General features: G+C 48.3%; 15 protein-coding genes and 1 other RNA gene (1 of these 16 cut by a window edge). 15 read left to right on the top strand and 1 reads right to left on the bottom strand.

Annotated elements, in window-relative coordinates:
• The first annotated feature begins 11 nt into the window (after nucleotides 1-11).
• The 5 genes from F4V51_RS00550 to argS all read left to right on the top strand — a co-directional run bounded on the left by F4V51_RS00550 (nucleotide 12) and on the right by argS (nucleotide 5567).
• Nucleotides 12-1202 (top strand): beta propeller repeat protein, encoded by a 1191-nt coding sequence (locus F4V51_RS00550; RefSeq protein ID WP_153976467.1) that lies wholly within the window; start codon nucleotides 12-14, stop codon nucleotides 1200-1202.
• A 217-nt stretch (nucleotides 1203-1419) separates the two neighbouring features.
• Complete coding sequence (locus F4V51_RS00555) at nucleotides 1420-2901, top strand: alpha-N-arabinofuranosidase (RefSeq protein WP_153976468.1); 1482 nt, start codon at nucleotides 1420-1422, stop codon at nucleotides 2899-2901.
• A 4-nt stretch (nucleotides 2902-2905) separates the two neighbouring features.
• The gene (locus F4V51_RS00560) at nucleotides 2906-3205 is read left to right on the top strand and encodes a DUF6171 family protein (protein WP_153976469.1); all 300 of its coding nucleotides are present in this window, start codon (nucleotides 2906-2908) and stop codon (nucleotides 3203-3205) included.
• 260 nt (nucleotides 3206-3465) lie between these two features.
• A complete protein-coding gene (locus tag F4V51_RS00565; protein ID WP_153976470.1) occupies nucleotides 3466-3891 on the top strand; it encodes a YwiB family protein in 426 nt (141 codons plus the stop codon).
• Complete coding sequence (gene argS, locus F4V51_RS00570) at nucleotides 3888-5567, top strand: arginine--tRNA ligase (RefSeq protein ID WP_127541121.1); 1680 nt, start codon at nucleotides 3888-3890, stop codon at nucleotides 5565-5567. Before F4V51_RS00565 ends, argS begins: the two co-directional genes overlap by 4 nt.
• Before the next feature lie 215 nt (nucleotides 5568-5782).
• Here the strand turns inward: argS and F4V51_RS00575 are convergent, their stop codons facing one another.
• Nucleotides 5783-6937 (bottom strand): S8 family peptidase, encoded by a 1155-nt coding sequence (locus F4V51_RS00575; RefSeq protein ID WP_153976471.1) that lies wholly within the window; start codon nucleotides 6935-6937, stop codon nucleotides 5783-5785.
• A 428-nt stretch (nucleotides 6938-7365) separates the two neighbouring features.
• Here F4V51_RS00575 and rpoE point away from each other — a divergent pair, with 428 nt between their 5' ends.
• From rpoE to dnaX, 10 genes are all read left to right on the top strand, one after another.
• Nucleotides 7366-7938, top strand: coding sequence for a DNA-directed RNA polymerase subunit delta (rpoE, locus tag F4V51_RS00580; RefSeq protein ID WP_153976472.1), 573 nt, complete (start codon nucleotides 7366-7368; stop codon nucleotides 7936-7938).
• A gap of 491 nt (nucleotides 7939-8429) precedes the next feature.
• Nucleotides 8430-10034, top strand: a complete 1605-nt coding sequence (locus tag F4V51_RS00585) for a CTP synthase (protein WP_095293479.1) — start codon at nucleotides 8430-8432, stop codon at nucleotides 10032-10034.
• Nucleotides 10035-10286: 252 nt separating this feature from the next.
• The gene (locus F4V51_RS00590) at nucleotides 10287-10673 is read left to right on the top strand and encodes a response regulator (protein ID WP_153976473.1); all 387 of its coding nucleotides are present in this window, start codon (nucleotides 10287-10289) and stop codon (nucleotides 10671-10673) included.
• Nucleotides 10674-10931: 258 nt separating this feature from the next.
• Entirely contained in the window at nucleotides 10932-11786 is an 855-nt protein-coding gene (gene fba, locus F4V51_RS00595; RefSeq protein ID WP_095293481.1) for a class II fructose-1,6-bisphosphate aldolase, read from the top strand.
• Between the two features lie 147 nt (nucleotides 11787-11933).
• Complete coding sequence (locus tag F4V51_RS00600; protein ID WP_095362302.1) at nucleotides 11934-13187, top strand: UDP-N-acetylglucosamine 1-carboxyvinyltransferase; 1254 nt, start codon at nucleotides 11934-11936, stop codon at nucleotides 13185-13187.
• A 470-nt stretch (nucleotides 13188-13657) separates the two neighbouring features.
• Nucleotides 13658-14980 carry a transcription termination factor Rho gene (gene rho / locus F4V51_RS00605; RefSeq protein WP_095293483.1) on the top strand — a complete coding sequence of 441 codons (1323 nt, stop codon included), beginning with the start codon at nucleotides 13658-13660 and terminating at the stop codon, nucleotides 14978-14980.
• Between the two features lie 95 nt (nucleotides 14981-15075).
• Entirely contained in the window at nucleotides 15076-16350 is a 1275-nt protein-coding gene (locus tag F4V51_RS00610; RefSeq protein WP_153976474.1) for a radical SAM family protein, read from the top strand.
• 103 nt (nucleotides 16351-16453) lie between these two features.
• Nucleotides 16454-16651, top strand: coding sequence for a 50S ribosomal protein L31 (rpmE, locus tag F4V51_RS00615; RefSeq protein ID WP_095293485.1), 198 nt, complete (start codon nucleotides 16454-16456; stop codon nucleotides 16649-16651).
• A gap of 138 nt (nucleotides 16652-16789) precedes the next feature.
• Nucleotides 16790-17057: signal recognition particle sRNA large type (gene ffs / locus F4V51_RS00620), an RNA gene on the top strand.
• A 175-nt stretch (nucleotides 17058-17232) separates the two neighbouring features.
• Nucleotides 17233-18949, top strand: the 5' portion of a protein-coding gene (dnaX, locus tag F4V51_RS00625) for a DNA polymerase III subunit gamma/tau (RefSeq protein WP_127541113.1). 38 nt of this gene lie beyond the right edge of the window; only the first 1717 of its 1755 coding nucleotides appear in the window; it begins with the start codon at nucleotides 17233-17235; its stop codon lies off the right edge, out of view.

The following is an 18949-nucleotide window of genomic DNA, read 5'->3' on the forward strand; positions in this document are numbered from 1 at the left end:
GAGGTGTCGCGATGACAACAAAGAGTGCGATCACATGGAAACGGATTGGGACATTGGCATTATCCTTAACGCTGGCCTGGGGATTGGGGCCGGTATATGCACAGTCCGGTGTAAGTGCTGCTGCAGCTTCATCCACTTGTGGAAGTGGAGATCACGGATTGTCTGCTGCATTGAAGAAAGGCAGCGGTGTAGAAGATCAGCATCTGCAGTTTACAGACATTGATTTCCTGAACAACACAACGGGTCGTGCTGCTGGGGAGGGGTTCCTGATTGGCACCTCGAATGCGGGGTGTACATGGCAATCCATCTATACTGGACAATGGCAGTTCATGCAGATCGATTTTCCGAATAACGTAAATGGATTTGCCTTAGCGCAAATGAAGGATTCTGCCAAGACGTATCTTATTCGCACGACGGATGGGGGATCACACTGGAACCGACTTGATACCCCTGGCATGCAGTTCAAGCGAATTGATTTTAAAAATAAAAACGAAGGTTACGGCTATACCTATAATGGTGCGTATCGAACACAGGACGGCGGATTAAGCTGGATTAAAATCCTTACCCCCGCAAATACAAGATCGGCGGCTTTCACCACAAATCAACAAGGGTATGCTGTACAAGTTGTACCGGGCTCGGGATATCAGCTGCTACGGACAACAGATGGGGGTAAGAACTGGACAGCCTCTCTCAAAGTCGCTTCGGCCACATGGAATGGGGCAGATCTATATGCAAACGGGAAGCAGGTATGGGCTGTCCTGTATGGTAATGCAGGTATGTCTCAACAATCGTATTCTCTATATGCAAGCGGGAATGAAGGCAGAAGCTGGAGGCAGGTTTTTGCTCAGTCGACAGCAGGTGGAGGCCCTGCACCAGGTGGCAGCAATATCGGGAAAGGAAAAGGCCCGGCAGACCCAGGGGGCCATCCAGGGAACATGGCGCTAATCGTTGACCAGGCTGCTTATCTCTCAGGTGGATCTCCTGCTGCTGGTAAAGTGGGTATTGGGCGTTCGTATGATGCAGGTTCCACGTGGAAAAATATCGATCTGAAGGCTCCGGGTTATAGCTCGCGGATCTCTTTCCCATCAGCCCAAACAGGCTGGCTCGTTGTAACAAGTGACAACTCACCTGCCGTCTATCAAACGACAGATGGGGGAACTTCTTGGGTACAAAAAATGTTGTTACCTTCAGAGCAGGATTAAATGGCCCTTTAATTTGAAATAACAACTAACCAAATTCACTAGTTGAATCGAAAAAAAACCATTTCGTAGCTCTATTTTGATTGTGCCCGATAAACAAGTCCTTTCCAGAGGAATTATGCTGGTAAAGGGCTTGTTTTTGTAAAAATAAAAACGGTTGAAACCTGTTTGAAAACAAGTTATTGTAAGCGGTAACAACACATTTTGGGAGGTTGAAATTATGGTTGGTGTTACTTTAAAGGTGAATTCAGATCAAGGATTAATAAATCGCAATATATACGGTCACTTTTCTGAGCACTTGGGACGCTGTATTTACGAAGGGATTTGGGTAGGGGAAGATTCGCCCATTCCGAATACGGAAGGGATACGCAATGACGTGCTGGCCGCACTGCAGAAGCTGAATATTCCGGTACTTCGCTGGCCGGGTGGTTGTTTTGCTGATGAATATCACTGGAAGGATGGCGTTGGCCCGAAGAATGAACGTGCACGCATGATCAATACAAACTGGGGCGGCGTGGAAGAGAATAACCATTTTGGAACACATGAATTCCTAAGATTATGTGAGCTGTTAGGAACAGAACCATATATCAGTGGCAATGTGGGTAGCGGAACCGTCCATGAAATGCAGCAGTGGGTTGAATACATAACGTTTGACGGGGAATCTCCCATGGCCAACTGGCGCAAGGATAACGGTAGGGATAAGCCGTGGAAACTGACTTACTTTGGCGTGGGTAATGAAAACTGGGGATGCGGCGGTAACATGCGTGCCGAGTATTACGCGGATGAGTATCGTAGGTATGCTACATATGTACGTAATTATTCTGATAATCAGATCTATAAGATTGCCTGCGGGCCCAACGAGGACAACTACCACTGGACAGAAGTATTGATGCGTGAAGCGGGACAGCACATGAACGGCTTAAGCCTTCATTATTATACATTGCCTACGGGAGTGTGGAGTGATAAGGGCGAATCGACCGGATTTGATGATCAAGCCTGGTTTCAGACCCTGAAGCGTACTTTGCGCATGGAAGAATTGATCGTGAAGCATTCCGAGATTATGGATAAATATGACCCGGACTGCAAGGTGGGACTTATTATTGATGAATGGGGAACCTGGTACAACGTCGAGCCAGGGACGAATCCAGGATTCCTCTATCAGCAAAACACAATGCGGGATGCGCTCGTGGCTGGCATTAACCTCAACCTGTTCAATCGCTACAATAAACGGGTGCAAATGGCCAATTTGGCACAGATCGTTAATGTGCTGCAGGCTCTGGTCCTGACAGAAGGCGAGCGTATGCTGCTCACCCCAACATATCATGTGTTTGATATGTATCAGGTTCATATGGATGCACAGCGGTTGGAGCTGAACTATGAGAGCCCTGGATATACGCTTGGTGAAGATACTATTCCTCAGCTTAGCTTGTCCGCTTCCCGCAATAAGGACGGCGTGATTCATGTAACGACATGCAATCTCAGTCACACAGATGAGCTGGAAGTGGTATGCCAGCTTGACGCTGCGGAATCTTCTTCCGTCTCTGGTCGAATTCTGCATCATGCCGATTTTGGTGCATTCAATACATTTGAAGATCCGAGCAAGGTTGAGCCAACGGATTGGAAGGGTGTTACTCTGGTTAATCAGGAATTGCGTTTTGTTCTGCCGCCTGCATCTGTAGGGGTGCTTGCAATCCAGGACTAATGCGATGAGCACATCGGATTCAAGTCATGTTGGGGCTAAGCAGGAGTCGTGTAAGGGCTGCAGTGATCAGCATGCTGTCAACATCAGTGATTCCAAAATGGCCCGTTTGGTGGAGATTGCATCGCGTTCGCGCCCTGTCGTGCAGGACGAGGAATATGAGAGGCGATTATCCTGCTGTGCAGACTGCCCAGGGCTGCAATATGGCACGACCTGCCGCTATTGCAGCTGTCTGGTCCAGGTTCGTGCCAAGCTGGCAGAATCGACCTGCCCATTCCCTTATGAATCCAGATGGTCGAGCCTCTAACGTTTGATTTCATTATAATGTAACAAAGCAGGGCTGCACTTTTAGGGTGTCGCTCTGCTTTTTTTGATGATATGGGACAAAAACTCTGAATTTGGATTTGAATTGAGCGGGTGAACTGGATATAGTTATACAGTAGAGTGTAGGATAGCGAGCTATCTGGTCATATTAGCGCGTATAGCGGTACTCGAATTCGGGAAGGGCTGTTCTCACCGGTCCTGCCCGATTTTGCGCCGCCTCGAATATATTGGAGGTTAACATTCATGTCGAACATGCGACCGGTTCAGATCCGGCTGCACAGCCGTTATGAAGGCGAAGATGTGCTGCAGGAAATGAAGGGTGAAGCCGTTTTGAAGGGTTCTGTGCTCTACGTTCGTTACGAAGAGCCGCAGGCTGGACCTGAGGGCGGTATTACTCGAACAACATTGAAGCTTGGTGGACAATCCCTCAAGATTATACGCCATGGTGAGGTGGAATCGGAGCAAACGTTTGAAATGAATCGCAAGCTCCCAGGTTTTTACCGATCACCTTACATGTTATTTACCCTGTCCACGCATACACATAAGCTGGACCTTTCCATACAGGGATTGAGCGCACGCGCAGCGTGGAGCTATGACTTTTATCGCTTTGACGAAGAAGCCGGACATTTTGAGATCAGTTTGCACATACAGGAGGAACCAATTTCATGACACGTAATCCACTAGATACGATTAACGAACGGGTAAGTACCGCGATCGGCAATGCTGTTGTTGCTGCCGGCCTCGTTACGCAAGAGGAACTGCCAGCCATCACACTTGAAGTGCCGCGTGACAAGTCGCACGGGGATTTGGCGACCAATGCAGCCATGCAGCTGACCAAGATTGCCAAGCGCAATCCACGCCAGATTGCAGAAGAGATCATTGCGAATCTGAACCTTGTGGAAGCTGGAATCGAGAAGGCAGAGATTGCCGGACCAGGTTTTATCAACTTCAAATTGGACAAGAGCTACCTTTACCCGGTGCTTGAACTTGTTCATGAACAAGGTGAGAACTACGGACGGATCAATGTCGGCGAAGGGCGCAAGGTCGAGATGGAGTTTGTCAGTGCAAACCCGACAGGCAGCTTGCATCTGGGACATGCCCGTGGAGCGGCTGTGGGTGATGCGCTCTGCAACATCCTCGATTATGCAGGGTATGACGTAACACGTGAATACTACATTAATGATGCGGGTAACCAGGTGTTTAACCTGGCACGTTCCATTGAAGCACGTTATTTGCAGGAGCTCGGTCAGGATGCCGAGATGCCGGAAGATGGTTACCACGGCGAGGATATCAAAGGATTTGCCAAGGAGCTGGTAGCCGAAAAGGGAGACAGCTTGCTGTCGATGCATCCAGGTGACCGTGCTGCTTATTTCCGTGACTATGGTCTGGAGAAAGAGCTCGATAAAATCAAGCGCGACCTGAATCGCTTCCGCGTCAACTTTGACATCTGGTTCAGCGAGACTTCTCTGTACGACAATGGGGAAGTGCTTCGTGTCCTTGACGAATTGCGTGACCGTGACGAAATTTACGAAAAAGACGGAGCAACTTGGCTGAAAACCATGCAATATGGTGACGACAAGGAACGTGTATTGATCAAAAACGATGGCACGTACACGTACCTGACGCCGGATATTGCATATCACCGTGACAAGTATTCCCGTGGATATGACACGATGATCAACATTTGGGGAGCTGACCACCATGGATATATTCCACGGATGAAAGCAGCAATGCAGGCACTGGGTAATGACCCATCCAAGCTGGTGGTATTGATTGCACAGATGGTGAGCTTGTTCCAGAACGGCGAAAAAGTGAAGATGTCGAAGCGTACCGGTAAAGCGGTAACGATGGAAGATCTGATGGATGAAGTAGGTATTGATGCGATCCGTTACTTCTTCACGATGCGCAGCATGGATTCCCATCTGGACTTTGATATGGATCTCGCGATTTCGACGTCCAATGAGAACCCGGTATTCTACGTGCAATATGCACATGCCCGCGTATGCAGCGTATACCGTCAGGCTGAAGAGCAGGGTATTGAACTGCTTCCGCTGGCACAGATTGACCTGTCCAAGCTGAATACGGAACATGAATTCGATCTTCTTCGCAAAATGGGCGAGCTGCCTGAAGAGATTGCCGCAGCAGCTACCGGATATGCGCCTCATCGCATGATCCGTTATGTATATGAGCTGGCTTCATTGTTCCATAGCTACTATCGTGCTGAACGCGTCATTACCGAAGACGCGGGTCAAACCCAAGCGCGTCTGGCGCTGATCGGTGCCGTTCGCACCGTCATCGCGACAGCGCTCCGTCTGGTTGGCGTATCCGCACCAGACAAAATGTAAACCGTCAGGCCAAGCACCGCAGCAGCGGCTTGGCCATGGCAAAAAGTCTCCATGCATCACGCCTGCAATGCAGCGTGGACATGGAGACTTTTTTGCTGTGCCCGGTGCCTCATCCCGCCAAGACTTGGCGGACTAGCCGGGCACCGAGCCAGCCAGCCAGCCATAGGCTGCTGCTGGCAAGACCCCAAGGGCAGCGGCAATACGCAGCTGCCCCATTACCCGCCGCCCTCCTGCATCAGCCGGAGTGCGTCAATTTCGCCACCGCGTACTTTGCTCTTCGCGGTGGTGGACTTGCGTGCGCGCAGCGGAACGGTTGCGCGCTTGACCATCGTCTTGATCTCGCTGGGCGAGAGACCCGGATGCTTCGCGAGCAGTAGTGCAATAGCACCGCTCACATGAGACGTAGCCATGGATGTACCACTCATCTCATGGTGCTTGCCCTGCACCCAGGAAGAGATGATCTTGTCGCCAGGGGCATAGACATCCACATATGCGCCGCGGTTGCTGAAGGACGCAATCCGCCGATTTTTGTCGGTGGCTCCCACCGAAATGGTCTGCGGATAGCGTGCAGGATAATCGATGCTGCGGCGTTTGCCGTCATTTCCTGACGAAGCGACAATGACGATGCCAGCCTGATGTGCACGGTTAACCACATCAAGGAGTGCCTTGCTGCGGGTTTTCATACCGAAACTCATATTGATAATATCGACCCGGTTACGCACACACCAGTCGATGCCCAGTACAATATCAGAGACATAGGCGGAGCCGTTATGGTCAAATGCCTTGACCGGATAGATCAGGGAACGCGGAGCTACGCCAATCATGCCTTCCGTGCTATTCGCTGCGGCGATCGTACCGGCAATATGGGTACCATGACCGTTGTCGTCATGAGGAAGCAGACTGCGGTTTAACAGGTTGATCCCGCGAGCCAGGGAGTACCTGAGGTCAGGGTGGTGATAATCGGCACCTGTATCGATCACGCCGATTTTGATCCGGTGTCCTGTGGAGACGGACCATACTTTCGGTGCACGAATCTGCTTCACTCCCCATGGAACCCCTTGAGCTGTGGCCGGCTTGTTGTGAAGGGCTGTTGCATGAAGGGAGATTTGCGTATCTTCCTCTACGGTAATCTCATCACGGTATTGATCCAGAACCTCCGGACAATGGACCGGAGCGATAATGGAGCGGGCCAGCCGTGAGGATCGTATCATGCTAAGATGAGTATGCTCATTCCGCATCCGCGAGAGCTCAAGCAGACAGGCTTCATACTGTCCAGGTTTGGCGAACCGGATCAGGTACCGCCCTGCCTGTTCCGGTTCAGGACGTTGCATTCCTTCAACTAATTGATGCAAAAAACCAGTATAGTCCATTATGGGCTGCCCCCTTCGGGATGAACATGCTGAGGTATTCTATGAATGCGTTCATCCCGCCGCATGGGGAACTTGCCCTTTTTTTACAAAAAGACGTTGTCTTCGTGTCAAAACGGGCGCAGGGACATATGATGGATGGAGAGCTAGAGGGCTCTTGCGGGGAACCTGGTGAGGAGCAATCCTACGAGGGTATACAGTCAGAAGGCGGAGGGGACTCCGTCTTTTTCATTTTTCGCTAACTTTTACAGAATCGACATATTTGCAAACGGGAAGCACGGCACCTTGAATTTATATCAAATGCCTACATAAAAACTTGCTTTTTACCGCTAAATAGGTTTTACTTAGGTTTGTTAATGGATATGTTATTACGTAACGGTCCAGCTCGTAGGGATATAAAGTGAATTATGTGTGAGAGGAAGTGTCTGTCAGTGAGTACCTCGCTCAATTTGAAAATTGATAAAGAAAAGGTAAGAGAGATTCCTTTGGTTGACCTTGCCTTTATGGTGCTGAAAGCGGCCAATACGCCGTACTACTACCGTGATTTGATGAATGAGGTAGCGAAACAGCGCGGAATGACTGATGAAGAAATCAACGAGTTTATCGCCCAGCTATATACCGAGATCAATATCGATGGCCGTTTTGCCTGCGTCGGTACAAGTCTTTGGGGATTGAAACGCTGGTATCCAGTAGGTGGAACAGAAGACTCCATGACTGGTGCGAAGCGTCCGCGCATCATCAACGATGAAGACGATGATCTGGAAGATGAGGACTTTGGCGAAGAGGAAGACAGCTACAACAGTGACGAAGACTTCGACAATGCCGATGATGATCAAGATGATGATGACGATGATGACGACGACGATGACGACATCTTTGATGAAGATGACAGCGATGAAGAAGTTCTGGTTGAAGATGATGATTTGGATGACGAAGACCTCGATGAAGACGATGAAGATGAGTCCGAAGACGAGGATGATTTTGACGACGATTCCGATAAGTAACCGTCATTTTTGACGTCGATAATTTACCCGTTTTCCCCAGATAGTCAGCCTTGACAGCGAACGGGGTAACGGGTAAACTATTGCATGGGCTTATGAATGAGCGAGAATATATTTATGTTTTTTATAAAAAGTGCCCCGTCCTGCGGGAGTACTTTTTTTTGTATTTTTAGAGGCAGAATATTGCAAAATGATTGATTTCCGCACGCTCCCGGCCAAACATCCGTGGCCCATTTTTTGTATATAAAAAAACGTCGACAAGAGATCGGTTGATGCCATCTTGTGGACAGGCATGGATGTTTGGCTTTTCGGAAAATTTGCACCATTCTTAGCTGTAGAACAAGGTTTACACACGGTCTTCGCACAAAAGAGCAGTTCGCAGATGCAGGGAATTTCTGCCATTGCTCTTTTTAACGATGATTACCTGGGAAACGGGTTACGATAACACCATATATCGCCTGAATTTCTGCATTTATATTAGGAGGGTAATAACAGTGACAAAGTATATTTTCGTGACGGGCGGAGTTGTGTCCTCCCTGGGTAAAGGGATCACGGCTGCCTCGTTGGGCAGACTGCTGAAAAACAGAGGTCTCAAGGTAACTATTCAAAAATTTGACCCATACATCAACATCGACCCGGGAACAATGAGTCCTTATCAGCACGGTGAGGTTTTTGTAACGGATGATGGCGCGGAAACGGATTTGGACCTTGGTCACTATGAACGTTTTATCGATATCAACCTCTCCAAAAACAGCAACGTCACGACGGGTAAAGTGTATTCCTCCGTTATTAGCAAAGAGCGGCGCGGAGAATACCTCGGCGGCACGGTACAGGTTATTCCGCACATTACGAACGAGATCAAGGAGCGCGTATTCCGCGCTGGACGTGAAGCAGGTTCGGATGTGGTTATTACAGAGATCGGCGGAACTGTAGGCGATATTGAGAGCTTGCCTTTCCTGGAAGCTATTCGTCAGATCAAGAGTGATGTTGGCCGTGACAATGTAATGTATATCCATGTAACGCTGATTCCTTACATCAAGGCAGCTGGTGAAGTGAAAACCAAACCAACCCAGCACAGCGTGAAAGAATTGCGCAGTATCGGTATCCAGCCAAATGTGATTGTATGCCGTACAGAGTACGAGCTGTCCAAAGACATGAAAGCCAAAATCGCTCTCTTCTGTGACATTGATGAAAATGCCGTAGTTGAATGTCGTGATGCAAGCACGTTGTATGAAGTACCTTTGAACTTGCGTGAAGAAGGTTTGGATGAAATCGTGGTAAATCACCTGAAGCTGACCACTCCTGCACCGGATATGAGCGAGTGGGAAGGGCTGGTTGACCGCATCAGCAAATTGCAGCGTACCGTTGAGATTGCCATTGTTGGTAAATATGTAGCACTGCACGATGCTTATTTGAGTGTTGTTGAATCCCTGTCTCATGCAGGATTTGCATCCAACGCAGATGTGAAGATTCGCTGGATCCATTCCGAAGATATTACTGACGAGAACGTAGGCGACCTGCTGCATGGTGTTGGCGGTATCCTTGTTCCGGGTGGTTTCGGAGATCGCGGTATCGAAGGTAAAGTATCAGCGATCCGTTATGCCCGCGAGAAAAACATTCCATTCTTCGGTATTTGCCTGGGTATGCAGGTTTCCGTAATCGAATATGCACGTTCCATTGTGGGTCTGAATGGTGCGAACAGCTCTGAGATTAACCCGGCTACTGAATTCCCGGTAATCGACCTGCTGCCAGAACAAAAAGATATCGAAAATCTGGGCGGTACAATGCGTCTGGGTCTATATCCTTGTAAGCTGCAAGAAGGTTCTTTGGCTATGGCATGTTATGATGACGAGCTGGTATATGAGAGACACCGTCACCGGTATGAGTTCAACAATGAGTACCGTGAAGCGATTGAAAAAGCAGGTCTGGTCATCTCCGGTACATCTCCGGATGGCCGTCTGGTTGAGATCGTGGAACTTCCGGGACACCCGTGGTTCCTAGCTGTACAATTCCATCCGGAATTTACATCCCGTCCGAACCGTCCACAGCCATTGTTCCGTGAATTCGTAAAAGCTTCATTGGAAAATGCAGAAAAATAATATCGAGTTTACCCTATAATGTAGAGGGGTGTTTGCCGATTGGCCTGTGTTTGCAGGCTGGTGCGGTGAGCACCTCTTTTTTGGTTTCGGCAGTAGCTCGCGTGCAAGCGTGACATGGATAAAATGTTTGCTGTAATTTGTGCTTGGGGCAGGATTTTAATGGGGAGGGTAGAATACTTATCATGACGACTATGGGATAGTTATCCAGATTCGGAGAAATACATGCTTTCCTAAAATCCAGGAGGTTACAGAGTGGAAAATAAAAAAGTGTTAATCGTTGATGACCAGAACGGGATTCGAATCCTCTTAATGGAAGTATTCAGCAGTGAGGGATATAACACATTCCAGGCTCCCAATGGCAAGATCGCTCTGGAAATTGTGAATACAGATAAGCCTGATCTAGTGTTGCTCGATATGAAGATTCCAGGCATGGATGGCCTTGAAATTTTGAAGCATATTAAGGAAATTGATCCGGATATCAAAGTCATCATGATGACAGCTTATGGCGAACTGGACATGATCAAGGAAGCTACTGATCTCGGTGCGCTTATGCATTTCACGAAGCCGTTTGATATTGATGAAATGCGCGTGGCCGTCAATATGCAGCTTCGCAATGATACGGCGAATAAGTGCAGCTGAATCCTGTGAATGCAGGATTTTTTTGTCTGCGCCTATAGGGCATGTACTTCTTGGGGGCAATGGGTATTTCGTCCAATTAACGAGGGAATATTGAAAATGGGAGCGGCTTCATGCGGTGTCTATGAAAACTGTGCTGCAAAGCACAGCATTTTTGCAAATGCTTGTTTAGTATTTGACATGGGATGTGGTATAATAAGCCCGTATGTGATTTCGGCTAAAAACCATAGACACAACCCAAACCCTAGGAGGATTGAAACCATGCCATTAGTTTCTATGACAAACATGTTGAACAAAGCACTTGAAGGAAAATATGCAGTTGGTCAATACAACATCAATAACCTTGAGTGGACTCAAGCGATTCTTGCAGCTGCAGAAGAAGAGAAATCTCCTGTAATCCTTGGTGTATCCGAAGGTGCAGCACGTCACATGGGTGGCTTCTACACAGTAGTTAAAATGGTAGAAGGACTTATTCATGACATGAAAATCACCGTTGAAGTTGCGATTCACCTGGACCACGGTTCCAGCTTTGATAAATGTAAAGAAGCAATCGATGCCGGATTCACTTCCGTTATGATCGACGGTTCCCACCACTCCATCGACGAGAACATTGAAATGACGAAAAAAGTCGTTGAATATGCACACGCTAAAGGCGTTTCCGTTGAAGCTGAAGTAGGTACTGTTGGTGGCCAGGAAGATGACGTTATCGGCGGCATCCAATACGCTGACCTGAACGAGTGTATCCGTATCGTCAAAGAAACAGGTATCGACACATTGGCACCAGCTCTGGGTTCCGTACACGGTCCTTACCAAGGCGAGCCAAACCTGGGCTTCAAAGAAATGGAAGAAGTTCGTGATGCGGTACAAGTTCCACTCGTATTGCACGGTGGTACAGGTATTCCTAAACATGACATCGATAAAGCCATTTCCCTGGGTACTTCCAAAATCAACGTAAACACTGAGAACCAAATTTCGTTCACAAAAGCGGTTCGTGAAGTGCTTGCAGCTAAACCAGATGCTTACGATCCACGTACGTTCATCGTACCAGGCCGTGAAGCAATCAAAGAAACCGTTAAAGGTAAAATCCGCGAGTTTGGTTCCAACAACAAAGCGTAATTTATCTTTACCAGTTCCATACTGTGAAGTGGAAAGAACACCGCCTAGCCGGTGTCTTTCCATTTTCACACCTTATTTCACGTAGGGAGCCATCAGCACGTCATGCCGTTCGTCGGCTGCAAAACACGTAGGGGGACATTAAGCTTTATGGAAAAATTGATGATTAGTGGCGGACGTCCGTTACAGGGGACTGTAACCATAAGCGGCGCCAAAAACAGCGCCATTGCGCTTATTCCTGCAGCATTGCTTGCCGAATCAGAGGTCGTGCTGGATAACCTGCCACTTTTAAGTGATGTGGCGGTTTATGCGGAAATTTTGGAGGAACTCGGAGCTCGTGTATTCTGGGAAGGAAGTCAGATGAAGATCGATCCTTCCGATATCAAATCTATACCTATGCCGAATGGTCCCGTGAAGAAGCTGCGTGCTTCTTATTATATGATGGGGGCATTGCTTGGACGATTCAAAGAAGCAACAATTGGTTTGCCTGGAGGCTGTAACTTTGAGCCTCGTCCGATAGACCAACACATCAAAGGTTTTGAAGCGCTTGGCGCAACAGTAACAAACGAACATGGATCCATCCATCTGCATGCCAAAGAGCTGCGTGGAGCTAAGATTTACCTGGATGTAAGCAGTGTAGGTGCAACCATTAACATTATGCTGGCGGCAACACGTGCCAAAGGCTCTACAATTATCGAAAACGCGGCTAAAGAGCCTGAGATTATAGATGTAGCAACACTTTTGAATTCAATGGGTGCCAGCATCAAGGGTGCGGGTACTGAAACGATTCGTATTGAGGGCGTGTCGGAGCTCAAAGGCTGCCGTCATTCCATTATTCCGGACCGCATACAGGCGGGTACGTATATGATTGCTGCAGCGGCAACGCGCGGTAATGTTTTGATCGACAATGTCATTCCCAAACATCTGGAGGCGTTAACCGCCAAATTGCTGGAGATGGGTGTGGGCATTGAAGAGATGGATGAGAGTATTCGTGTCATTGGACAACCTTCCTATAGTCATGTGGATGTGAAGGCTCTGGTGTATCCGGGATTTCCAACCGATTTGCAGTCTCCGATGACAAGTGTATTAACTCAAGCGACGGGTGTAAGTGTCCTGAGCGATTTTGTATACAGCAATCGATTTAAGCATGTGCCAGAGCTGGTGCGTATGGGCGCCAAAATTCGAGTGGAAGGTCGTTCAGCCATCATTGAAGGCGGTGCACTGAATGCGGCCAAAGTAAAAGCATCAGATCTTCGTGCCGGAGCAGCGCTGGTCATTGCCGGTCTGACTGTTAAAGAAGGTGTGACTGAAGTGACAGGCGTCGAGTTTATTGATCGTGGATATGATCACCTCGTCACCAACCTGCGTCTTCTTGGTGCAGATGTATGGCGTGAAACGGAATAGCGTAAGCTACCATATTGCAAGATTGGTGACTTGACGTTATTATTTTGACAGAACTGCATAACCTTACAACAATTGGGTAAACCTATTCTAATAGAGTTCTCAGCCTCTCCGGGATAAGACGAAATGGTTTTTGTTTCCTTAACCGGAGGGTCTTTTTTTGGATCAAATATCATATGGCTGTAAGAACTGACATCATTCCTTTCCCCAAACCCCGATTGGTCTGTGCTCCATGACTGGGTACCCGGATCGAAAGCCTCGTGAATTATATGTTCACTTACAAGTGTGTAACACTGTATCATGGTCATCCCACCCGGAAACTTACACTCAACGACAAGTATTTGCATTATAACGGTTACATTCCGTACAATGGACAGAAGAGAACGCAGCTGATTTGTGTTGTTCTCCTATAGCCGATCATCAAGCGAAACTATCCATTTCACGGACTTATTAATTGAATAGGTGGTTATTATATGGATCTACAAATTTCCGATTTGGAAGAAATGAAACTAACGGACCTCTACAAACTGGCCAAAAAATATCAGATTCCCTACTATGGCACACTGAAGAAGAAAGAATTGATCTTTGCCATACTACGAGCTCAGGCTGAACAGAGCGGTTTGATGTTTATGCAAGGTGTGCTTGAGATCCTTCCTGAAGGTTACGGTTTTCTCCGCCCGATTAACTACCTGCCTAGCACCGAAGACATTTATATATCGGCCTCGCAGATTCGCAAGTTCGATCTTAGAACGGGTGACCTCGTATCTGGTAAATGTAGAACGCCGAAGGAAAACGAGAGATATTTCGGTTTGCTGCAAGTCAATGCGGTAAACGGTGAGAATCCTTCAGCCGCTGCGGAGAGACTTCACTTCCCGGCATTAACCCCATTGTATCCGCAGAAAAAGCTGGTTCTCGAAACATCCCCCAACCATTTGTCTACACGCATTATGGATGTGCTGGCTCCTGTAGGTTTGGGACAGCGCGGATTGATCGTAGCACCTCCCAAAGCAGGTAAGACGCTTCTCCTCAAAGAAATTGCCAACAGCATTTCAACCAACAATCCAGAAATTGAACTGTTTGTCCTGTTGATTGATGAACGTCCGGAGGAAGTAACGGATATGTCTCGTTCGGTAAAAGGGGAAGTTGTGGCTTCTACGTTCGATGAGCTGCCTGAGAATCATATCAAGGTTGCGGAACTGGTGCTGGAACGTGCTCTGCGTCTGGTTGAGGCGAAAAAAGATGTCGTTATTCTGCTGGACAGCATTACGCGTCTTGCTCGTGCATATAACCTGGTTATCCCACCATCCGGACGGACGCTTAGTGGGGGTATTGACCCTGCAGCATTCCACCGCCCAAAACGTTTCTTTGGATCTGCGCGGAATGTGGAAGAGGGCGGCAGCCTGACTATTCTGGCAACAGCGTTAATCGATACGGGATCTCGTATGGATGATATCATCTATGAAGAGTTTAAAGGTACGGGTAATATGGAGCTTCATCTGGACCGCAAGCTGGCAGAACGCCGTATCTTCCCGGCCATCGATATTCGCCGTTCGGGTACACGCAGAGAAGAAGTGCTGCTAAGCAAGGAAGAGCTGGATACCATCTGGACCATTCGTAAAAATATGAATGACTCCCATGATTTTGTGGAAAGCTTCCTGAAAAAACTGCGTAACAGCAAAACGAATGCAGAATTTTTGGCTGCGTTTGATGCAGCGGGCAACAATACAAGCAATTCGGGGACCACAACGACTCGGCGTTCGCCGAGACAGACGGCTACCTCAGCAACAACAACTTAAAAAGTACTTTTACGCATTCGAATTTGGCAGTTCTGCTGCTGGATTTACCATAAACTCGTCGTTCGGTTTAACCCATTAGATGTGAGGAGAACATCATGTATTTAGTATACGCAGATGAAAAAGGAAATGTATTTGATCACCCATCCCTGTATGGGCTTGCCCGTAGTGGAGATATGATCGTTGAAATTATGGAGGATGAACTCATTCCTCTACCAGAGGGAGCAACTCTGGTTGGATTACCAAGCACTCGTCCCATTGGGATGGATCCAGACACCGGCGAGATGATGCCTCTTCCGAGTGATACACAGGCGGTCGGGGCTTTGCTTCCGCAAGGGTTTACTCGGCTGTGTTTGCCGGGCTATGTGAAAACGGATAAAGAATATAAGCTTCCCTTGTTCGGGTATTCCGCAGTGGTATGGAAAGATGACGCATTCTACGTTACAGCCCGGATGTCCGATCAACCGGATCAGTGGAATCCGCTGAACTGTGACCGTGATGACGTACGTGCTGGAGTTACGCGGATGACTGAAAAGTATCCTGAGAATCGTCTGTATACCCATTTGTCCAACTGTGCACTTGGGTATGAATGTCTGACCTCGTCAAATACGTTCCTGAATCGTTGGGAAGGTGGAGTTCCGGTATCATACTCCTGTAACGCAGGCTGCTTCGGATGTATTTCGGAACAACCAGATGACAGTGGCTTTGTTTCCCCGCAGACCCGAATGAATTTCCGACCTCGTGTGGACGAAATTGTTGAGGTTATGCTGGAACATCTGAAAACACCTGAGTCCATTATCAGCTTTGGGCAGGGATGTGAAGGTGAACCGTCAACTCAGGCTAAGTTGATTATTGAGGCCATTCGTGAGGTGCGTTCCATTACGGATATGGGATATATCAACATTAACACCAACGCTGGTTTGAATGACCACATTCGGGGCATCGTGGATGCGGGGCTGGATTTGATGCGTGTAAGTACGATTAGTGCACTGGATGACCACTATAATGCGTACTACAAACCACGGGGTTATACACTTGCTAACGTGGAGAAGTCAATGAAGTATGCGGCTCAACAAGGCGTGTACACATCGATTAACTATTTGATCTTCCCAGGTGTAACGGATCGTGAAGAGGAGATTGAAGCCATGATTGAGTTTGCCCGGAGAACAGACCTGCGCTTAATTCAAATGCGGAATCTGAACATCGACCCGGAGAGTTATCTGGAACTTATCCCTCCAGCTCAAGGTGATATTCTCGGAATGAAGCAAATGATTGAGATCTTCGAAGAAGAGCTGCCTGATGTCGTTATTGGCTCGTATACACATGTTCCTCCAGCCGGGATGGCGCGTCCGAAACGCCTCATCACCTCTTGATAATATTCGATTGCAACACGCATGAGGCCGTGTTATAATCTCTGAAGTTGTGCCATTTACTCTGGGTCCGCTTGAGGCTCAGGGCGGAAAGAGGTGAAAGGTAATGAAAGAAGCAATTCATCCTAAATACACGATCGGTCAAGTAACCTGCGCTTGCGGTAACACTTTTGAGACTGGTTCAGTTAAAGAAGGACTTCGTGTAGAGATTTGCTCCGCTTGCCACCCGTTCTTCACCGGTAAACAGAAGTTTATCGATGCTGGCGGCCGTGTCGATCGTTTCAAGAAAAAATACGGAATCTAATTCAGCAATTCCCTGTGAATTGTCTGCTAATTGCATCCAAACCACCCCTGCCTATTGGCAGGGGTTTTTATATAGGGATAAAGGTTCCAGTTCAGGCCCGGTTGCAATTTGGATAAGCTTACGTTATACTATTTCTTACCGTGCTAGATGGGGAGGTAGCGGTGCCCTGTAACTCGCAATCCGCTATAGCGAGGTTGAATTCCTGCTAGAGGTTTTGTCGATGTGAGGTTTGGTCCCTGAACGTGGTGTTGACGGTTGGGTCCTCCGCAATGAGTACTCATGAACCTGGTCAGGTCCGGAAGGAAGCAGCCATAAGTGAGATCACTCTTGTGCCGGAGGGTTGCCTAGCCTGAGCTGTTGTTCAGGGGTGCCACTTGGATCGCAATTATCGATAGCAGGTGCACGGCTTACCATTTGAAATGTAGAGACCTTTGCAGTTGTATGTATGCAGAGGTCTTTTTGATATGTACAAAAAAACTACGCATCATTGGGTCAGATAAAGTTTGGAATCACCCCGGAATATAGTATAATGGGGGAACGACAAAGGACTCGAATGCGAAGTGGAAGGAAGGTAACGCATCATGGAGCATATCGCGTTATACCGGGCTTGGCGTCCCCAGTCGTTTCAAGATATGGTGGGACAACAGCATATTATTCAGACCTTGCAGAACGCGATTCGTGAACAGCGGACTTCCCATGCCTACTTGTTTAACGGGCCCAGAGGAACGGGGAAGACCAGTGCCGCCAAGATTTTGGCCAAAGCTGTAAACTGCGAGCGCGGACCTGCGCCTGAGCCTTGTAATGAATGTGAAGCTTGTCGCAGGATCACAGCCGGTTCGGTAATGGATGTGCAGGAGATTGACGCTGCATCCAACCGGGGTGTTGAGGAGATCCGCGATCTTCGTGAAAAGGTGAAATATGCCCCGACGGAAGTCCGGCAGAAAGTCTATATTATTGATGAAGTGCACATGTTAACGACAGAGGCGTTTAACGCTTTGCTCAAAACATTGGAGGAACCTCCTCCACATGTAATGTTTATTTTGGCAACAACCGAACCACACCGCCTTCCGGCCACAATTATCTCCAGGTGTCAGCGATTCGATTTCCGCCGGGTTTCCCTTGAGGAGCAGACGGCAAGACTTACGCTGATCTGCGAACAGGAGGGTATGGAGGCTGATCAGGATGCGCTCCAATACATCGCTCGTCTGTCGGACGGGGGAATGCGGGATGCGCTCAGTGTTCTGGATCAGATCTCTTCTTTCACAGATGGCAGAGTGACATATCAGCAGGTTATGGATATGACCGGAGGAATTCCTTCAGAGCAATTTGCCAAGCTTGCCGCGTCACTGCTTAAAGGTGATGTCGGACATATTTTGCAGATGATCGAAGGATTTATGCATGAAGGCAAGAGTGCAGATAAATGCATGGAAAACTTGCTGTATTACTTCCGTGATTTACTTATGATCAAGATGGTACCGGATGCTGATAAACTGACAGACCGGGTGCTTAACCCCGAGTCTTTCCGTGATATGGCAGAATCCTTCACGAAGGAACAGCTGTTCCAGATGATTGACACACTGAACCGATACCAGAGTGAGATGAAATATGCAGTACAGCCGCAAACTTTATTTGAAGTGGCTCTGCTCAAGCTGTGCAGTATACCTGCGCAGGGAGAGGTACCGAATCAAGCTGCTGTATCAGCAGGGGCGACGGCGTCCTCACAAGCTGACAGCGGCGAAATTAACCGCTTGAAACAACAGCTTGCTGAGCTGGAGAAGAAGCTGGATCGTGCGCTGAAAAGTGGCCTCTCTGGTGGAGAGGCTGCACCAAGCAGTCCTTCGCGACCGGCAACTCGTGCTCCCGTATCCAGGGGGAATGCTCCGGCGAAGCTGCCTGCACAGCTGGACCAATACGTGGCGCGCAAAGGATCTCCAGAATTCGTGGAGATCAGCAGAAAGTGGAGTCAAATCTTGCAGCGTGTTAAAGAAGAGAAGGTTACAGTGCATGCCTGGTTTATGGATGGTGAGCCTGTATCTATGCTGGAAGACAATGTATTGGTTGCTTTCAAAAACAACATTCACCGTGAAACGACAGAGAAGCAGGCTAATCGTGAAGTAATTGAGCGTGTGCTGTCTGAACAGCTTGGGCGTTCAGCGCGTCTGGTGACGATGATGCTTAAGGACTGGACGGGAGCCATGGAAGGAGCTGCTGAAGCGCCAAAGGAGGACTTTAAGCTTGAACCTGAGCATGAAGACGGCGGTTCAGGCAGCAAGCAACCTTGGATTGATGAAGCCATCC

The organism is Paenibacillus xylanilyticus, from assembly GCF_009664365.1.
Classification (GTDB): domain Bacteria; phylum Bacillota; class Bacilli; order Paenibacillales; family Paenibacillaceae; genus Paenibacillus; species Paenibacillus xylanilyticus_A.

Bases quoted from the DNA above. Each gene is read 5' to 3' on its own strand.
- F4V51_RS00550 (WP_153976467.1), top strand. From the start codon at position 12: ATGACAACAAAGAGTGCGATCACATGGAAACGGATTGGGACATTGGCA.
- F4V51_RS00555 (WP_153976468.1), top strand. From the start codon at position 1,420: ATGGTTGGTGTTACTTTAAAGGTGAATTCAGATCAAGGATTAATAAAT.
- F4V51_RS00560 (WP_153976469.1), top strand. From the start codon at position 2,906: ATGAGCACATCGGATTCAAGTCATGTTGGGGCTAAGCAGGAGTCGTGT.
- F4V51_RS00565 (WP_153976470.1), top strand. From the start codon at position 3,466: ATGTCGAACATGCGACCGGTTCAGATCCGGCTGCACAGCCGTTATGAA.
- argS (WP_127541121.1), top strand. From the start codon at position 3,888: ATGACACGTAATCCACTAGATACGATTAACGAACGGGTAAGTACCGCG.
- F4V51_RS00575 (WP_153976471.1), bottom strand. From the start codon at position 6,937: ATGGACTATACTGGTTTTTTGCATCAATTAGTTGAAGGAATGCAACGT.
- fba (WP_095293481.1), top strand. From the start codon at position 10,932: ATGCCATTAGTTTCTATGACAAACATGTTGAACAAAGCACTTGAAGGA.
- F4V51_RS00600 (WP_095362302.1), top strand. From the start codon at position 11,934: ATGGAAAAATTGATGATTAGTGGCGGACGTCCGTTACAGGGGACTGTA.
- rho (WP_095293483.1), top strand. From the start codon at position 13,658: ATGGATCTACAAATTTCCGATTTGGAAGAAATGAAACTAACGGACCTC.
- F4V51_RS00610 (WP_153976474.1), top strand. From the start codon at position 15,076: ATGTATTTAGTATACGCAGATGAAAAAGGAAATGTATTTGATCACCCA.
- rpmE (WP_095293485.1), top strand. From the start codon at position 16,454: ATGAAAGAAGCAATTCATCCTAAATACACGATCGGTCAAGTAACCTGC.